This window comes from Ruminococcus sp. AF20-12LB (genome assembly GCF_003478985.1).
Taxonomy (GTDB): Bacteria; Bacillota; Clostridia; order Lachnospirales; family Lachnospiraceae; genus Blautia_A.
The window spans coordinates 1-5,125 of sequence record NZ_QUGH01000024.1 but is presented as its reverse complement, the minus strand read 5'-3'; the positions used below and the strand labels follow the sequence as shown (position 1 = coordinate 5,125).

The 5,125-nt window shown below is 47.6% G+C and carries 7 protein-coding genes and 1 pseudogene; all 8 read left to right on the top strand.

The window, feature by feature from the left end; translation table 11 throughout:
• The first annotated feature begins 263 nt into the window (after window positions 1-263).
• Window positions 264-452 (top strand): hypothetical protein, encoded by a 189-nt coding sequence (locus tag DWX61_RS18205; protein ID WP_054328105.1) that lies wholly within the window; start codon window positions 264-266, stop codon window positions 450-452.
• Entirely contained in the window at window positions 449-790 is a 342-nt protein-coding gene (locus tag DWX61_RS18200; RefSeq protein WP_054328106.1) for a replication initiator protein A, read from the top strand. The genes DWX61_RS18205 and DWX61_RS18200 overlap by 4 nt, the downstream gene beginning before the upstream one ends.
• Window positions 783-1,079 (top strand): DUF3847 domain-containing protein, encoded by a 297-nt coding sequence (locus tag DWX61_RS18195; RefSeq protein WP_009296086.1) that lies wholly within the window; start codon window positions 783-785, stop codon window positions 1,077-1,079. Before DWX61_RS18200 ends, DWX61_RS18195 begins: the two co-directional genes overlap by 8 nt.
• A gap of 294 nt (window positions 1,080-1,373) precedes the next feature.
• A complete protein-coding gene (locus DWX61_RS18190) occupies window positions 1,374-1,694 on the top strand; it encodes a TfoX/Sxy family protein (RefSeq protein WP_109258346.1) in 321 nt (106 codons plus the stop codon).
• A 31-nt stretch (window positions 1,695-1,725) separates the two neighbouring features.
• Entirely contained in the window at window positions 1,726-2,244 is a 519-nt protein-coding gene (locus tag DWX61_RS18185) for a signal peptidase II (protein ID WP_109258347.1), read from the top strand.
• Between the two features lie 186 nt (window positions 2,245-2,430).
• Entirely contained in the window at window positions 2,431-4,011 is a 1,581-nt protein-coding gene (gene mobQ, locus DWX61_RS18180) for a MobQ family relaxase (RefSeq protein WP_118626641.1), read from the top strand.
• Between the two features lie 64 nt (window positions 4,012-4,075).
• A complete protein-coding gene (locus tag DWX61_RS18175; protein ID WP_117534040.1) occupies window positions 4,076-4,720 on the top strand; it encodes a CHC2 zinc finger domain-containing protein in 645 nt (214 codons plus the stop codon).
• Window positions 4,689-5,125, top strand: a pseudogene (locus DWX61_RS18170) (virulence-associated E family protein); the annotation flags it as partial. The gene DWX61_RS18175 and the pseudogene DWX61_RS18170, both read left to right, overlap by 32 nt.

The window sequence follows — 5,125 nt, the reverse complement described above, 5'->3', positions numbered from 1 at the left end:
CATGACTTTTGGCAGGGATGTGGAGGAACCCTGACCGAAACGAGCGTACCAAAGGGAGCGATACGCCGCTGTGAGATTCAGGGGAGGAACGACACCGGGGAGAACTGGCGAACTGACACCGAAATGATACCGAAACACGACAATCTGATAGGGGGATAGTCTACCCTATCGCTGATACTTCGGGAGATTTTAATCGGCTCTATGACCGTAATTTTGCCGAAAATCGCCCCGAAACCATACACTAAAACGGGAGGAAATACAATATGCCGAGAATGAGCAAAAAGAGGAAGCATGAGCTTTCCTTTTACCTCAATGACCGGGGGCGTGTCACTTACAACGAATTATGCCGGAAATGCCAGCATGGGTGCAAGCAGAGCTTCCGGGCGGTTGTGATTGACTGCCCCCGTTATTTATCCAAACGATCAAAGAAAAAGGAGGAACACACCGAATGAATTTTGAATTTATGACGATAGACACACCATTGCCGCCCTGTATGCCATTTCCCAGAGCGTTGACAGGATTTCCAGTCAGCAGCACCGCAAAGGTCATGTACTGCCGGATGCTGGACGCTATGCTATCCAAAGAGCAGGAGGACGAGAACGGAATCCTGTTTGTCTGCTTCCCTGTCACAGCCATTGCCGCAGTCCTGTCCCGCAGTCCCATGACGGTCAAGCGTTCTCTGAATGAACTGGAAAACGCCGGACTTATCATGCGGGTGCGTCAGGGCGTGGGAGAACCGAATAGGATTTATGTGCTGATACCGGGAAAGGAGGACGCTGCCCTTGCCTGATACCTCGAAGCTGGAAAAGCTCAACCGGGAGCTGGAGAAAAGCGAAAAGAAACTGCGGAAAGCCATCAATGATGAAAAGGCATTGCAGCACCAGTTAAAGCAGCTTACCCGAAAGGAACGGACGCACCGGCTCTGCACTCGTGGCGGTATGCTGGAAAGTTTTCTGCAAGAGCCGGAACGCCTAACAGATGATGATGTCATGCTGTTGTTGAAACTCATTTTTCACAGGCAGGACACGCAGGAACTATTGAAAAAAATGCTGGAACGGGAGAAGCCGGAAACCCCTTAGTTTACTAAGGGCGCAATTATACACCACCCAGAGGTTGGTGCATTGCGTTCTCCGAAGGCTCCTCGCCGGAGGGCTGTGATTTTCCGCAGTCAAGGTCTGCTCCAAATCATACAGGGGACGCTACGCTTCCCCTGCGCTGGCTGCCGCCAGCTACCCTTTTGTGGACTTGCCATCTGGGGACACCTTGCGTTGCAAGCTGTTCCCAGCCGACAAGTTTCATAAAATATGCTATCTTTTCGATAAGCAATAAAGTATAATGAAGTCAGTAATAAATTTAGAAATTGAGGTAAAGTTATGGCATCCAGCAAAGAATATTTAGAATTTATTTTAGGTCAGTTATCTGACTTGAATGAAATTACCTATCGAGCTATGATGGGCGAATTTGTCATTTATTATTGTGGTAAGATTGTAGGCGGTATCTATGATGATAGATTACTTGTCAAACCAGTAAAATCAGCAATAAGTTATATGCCAACGGTTTCGTATGAGTTACCTTACGAGGGAGCAAAAGAAATGTTGTTGGTAGATGAAGTTGATAATAAAGAGTTTTTGACAGGATTGTTTAATGCTATGTATGAAGAATTGCCTACCCCTAAATCGAAAAAGAAGAAATAATAAAATAATAATTTGAGAGGAAGTATTACTGATGGAAAAGTTTAAGCCGTTTATTATACCTGTGGCATTATTGGTTCTAATTGACCAGATGGTTAAAATAGTAATTTCAAAAGTATTTATGAAATACGAATTTGATATAATAGCCAAAGTTTTAAGATTTAATCCAGAACTAAATACTCGTTTATCTTATGCTGGCAATTTCTTCGAATTATTATCAAGTCCGTTTGTTACCATTTTATTGAATGTGTTTGTTTTGTTCCTCTTTTTATCAGGATATATGCTATATCAGGCAAAAAGAGCACATACAAGTTTTTGGGTAAAAATGATAATGATTTGTGGCATATCGGGATGTTTATGTAGCTTGATTGATAAGGTGTTTTGGGGTGGAAGTTTAGATTTTTTGCAGATACCTACCCTTTTTATTTTTGATTTGAAAGACTGCTATCTTACAGTTGCAGAAGTTATATTTGTTGTTATTGGAATTTTGAATAGCAAAGAAATATCGGTTAAAGAGTATTTACATTTTTGTTGTAACAAATTTAGCTTGTAAACTTCTGGTTTATTATTTCTTATACATCGGGTCAACTTGTCCCGAACTTTCACAACTAAATACCCGCCACCTACAAAGCGGCACACCGAGCAGGAAATCTAAAAAAGATCTCCTGCTTTTTTTCTGCCAAAAATGAGGTGGTAAAACTCCACCCCATCCACCAAGCATAGAAAGGAGGGACACAAAATGCCATGTCCACACAACGAAATTTCTATTGTACAGCGAAGCCAACAGCAGTCTGCGGTTGCCGCCGCTGCCTACCAGAGCGGCGAAAAGCTGTTCTGTGAATACGACCAGCAAGTGAAGCACTACCCAGAAAAGCGTGGTATCGTCCACAATGAAATCCTGCTCCCGGCAAATGCCCCACAGGAATATGCAGACCGCAATACCTTATGGAACGCCGCCGAAGCGGTGGAGAAGCAATGGAACTCTCAGCTTGCAAGGCGGTGGGTGCTTACCATTCCCAGAGAAATACCGCCTGACCAGTACGCTGTCCTTGTCCGGGAGTTCTGCCAGCAGCAGTTTGTTTCCAAAGGCATGATTGTTGATTTTGCCATCCATGACCCCCATCCGCCGGGACACAATCCCCACGCCCATGTCTTGCTCACTATGAGGGCAATGGACGAACATGGAAAATGGCTTCCCAAGAGCCGCAAGGTTTATGACCTTGACGAGAATGGGGAACGGATAAAGCTGCCATCAGGCAGATGGAAAAGCCACAAGGAGGATACGGTGGACTGGAACGACCAGAAGTATTGCGAAATCTGGCGGCATGAATGGGAGGTTATCCAGAACCGCTATCTGGAAGCCAATGACCGCCCGGAGCGTGTGGACTTGCGTTCCTATGCCAGACAGGGGCTTGATATTATCCCTACTGTCCATGAGGGAGCGGCTGTCCGGCAGATGGAAAAGCGAGGTATTCAGACGAATATCGGCAACCTGAACCGGGAAATCAGAGCCGCCAACCGCCTGATGAAGTCCATCCGGCAGCTTATCCAAAACCTCAAAGGCTGGATTACCGAGCTGGGAGAAAAACGAAAAGAACTGCTTGCACAAAAGGCGGCGGAGGAAGCGACACTTCTTCCCAATCTGCTGATGAAGTATATGGAGATACGAAAGGAAGAACGGAAGGACTGGACAAGGGCTGGACAGAACCGGGGGACTTCACAGGACTTAAAGGCAGTCAGCGAAGCCCTGTCCTATCTCCGTCAAAAGGGGCTTTCTACTGTGGAGGACTTAGAAGTATTTCTGGAATCTTCCGGGAAATCAGCCGCAGATTACCGCAGTCAGATGAAGCCAAAGGAAGCCCGCAGCAAAGTGATTGACGGGATTCTTGCCAGCCGGACAGACTGCAAGGAATGTAAGCCTGTCTATGAGAAGTACCAGAAGATATTTTTCAAGAAAACAAAGGAGAAATTCAAACAGGAACACCCGGAGGTCGCCCGGTATGCGAAAGCCGCCGCCTACCTTGCCAAGCACCCGGACGATAAGGACAGCACCCAAAAGGAACTGCAACAGGAGCAGGAAAAACTTCTCAGCGAAATCGCAGAGCTGAAAGTACCGCTGACAGAGGTGCAGGAGGATTTGAAGAAGCTGCGGGATATCCGCTACTGGGTACAGAAAGCCACCCCCGGCACAGAGGAAAGCAAAGAGCCGCCCAAGAAGCAGCCCATCAAGGAAGTCTTGCAGGATAAGGCAGACGAGAAAAAAGCACAAAGAACTGCCCAGGAACAGACGAAACACAGACAACAGGATATGGAACTTTAACAGGCACTTGCCATTTTCAATCAGAGAATGTCAGGTGCTTTTCTTTTTTCAAGGAGGGATAGATTTGAATGTATTTGAAGCTGTGAAGCAGTCCGTCACAACAAGACAGGCTGCGGAGCATTATGGAATCCATGTAGGTCGGAACGGGATGGCTTGCTGCCCGTTCCATAACGATAAAACCCCAAGCATGAAGCTGGATCGGCGTTACCACTGCTTCGGCTGCGGTGCGGATGGGGATGTGATTGATTTTGCCGCCGCCCTGTATGGGCTGGGAAAGAAAGAAGCCGCCGTACAGCTGGCACAGGACTTCGGGCTTTCCTATGAGGACTGGAAACCGCCGGGAAAGGAAAAAAAGCCAAAGCCCCGGCAGAAATCCCCGGAGGAACAGTTTCAGGAAGCAAAGAACCGCTGCTTCCGTATTCTTGCCGATTATCTCCATCTGCTTCGGGCATGGAGAACGGACTACGCCCCACACTCCCCGGAGGAAGCCTTTCATCCCCGGTTTATAGAAGCCTTACAGAAGCAAGACCAAGTGGAGTATCTGCTGGATGTGCTGCTGTTCGGGGAAACAGAGGAAAAAGCGGCTTTGATTACGGACTACGGAAAGGATGTGATACAGCTTGAACAGCGAATGGCAGAGCTTGCCGCCGCAGACGCAGCAAGAACTAAAAAACACCATGAACGCCATGCAGCCACCCCAGAGCATTGAGGAAATCAAGGAGGGGCTGGAAACTACCGAGAAAGGCGGTGTCCGTCAGAGCATACGGAACTGCCTGACTGTATTCCAGCGTGACCCGCTGCTTTCCGGGGCTATCGCATACAACATCCTGACTGACCGCAAGGACATCATAAAGCCCATCGGCTTCCACAGGGAAAGCACCGCCCTGAACGATACAGATATGAAGTATCTGCTTCTCTATCTGGAAGAAACCTACGGGCTTACCAATGAGAAAAAGATTGATAACGCCATCGGGATTGTGGCGAATGAAAACAAGTACCACCCCATCCGGGATTATTTAAGTTCCCTTGTGTGGGACGGGACAGAGCGAATCCGCTTCTGCCTGCGGCACTTTCTGGGGGCTGACGCAGACGATTACACCTATGAAGCATTGAA

Excerpts from the sequence above, each read along its gene's own strand:
- DWX61_RS18205 (WP_054328105.1), top strand. The coding sequence starts at position 264 with ATGCCGAGAATGAGCAAAAAGAGGAAGCATGAGCTTTCCTTTTACCTC.
- DWX61_RS18200 (WP_054328106.1), top strand. The coding sequence starts at position 449 with ATGAATTTTGAATTTATGACGATAGACACACCATTGCCGCCCTGTATG.
- DWX61_RS18190 (WP_109258346.1), top strand. The coding sequence starts at position 1,374 with ATGGCATCCAGCAAAGAATATTTAGAATTTATTTTAGGTCAGTTATCT.
- DWX61_RS18185 (WP_109258347.1), top strand. The coding sequence starts at position 1,726 with ATGGAAAAGTTTAAGCCGTTTATTATACCTGTGGCATTATTGGTTCTA.
- mobQ (WP_118626641.1), top strand. The coding sequence starts at position 2,431 with ATGCCATGTCCACACAACGAAATTTCTATTGTACAGCGAAGCCAACAG.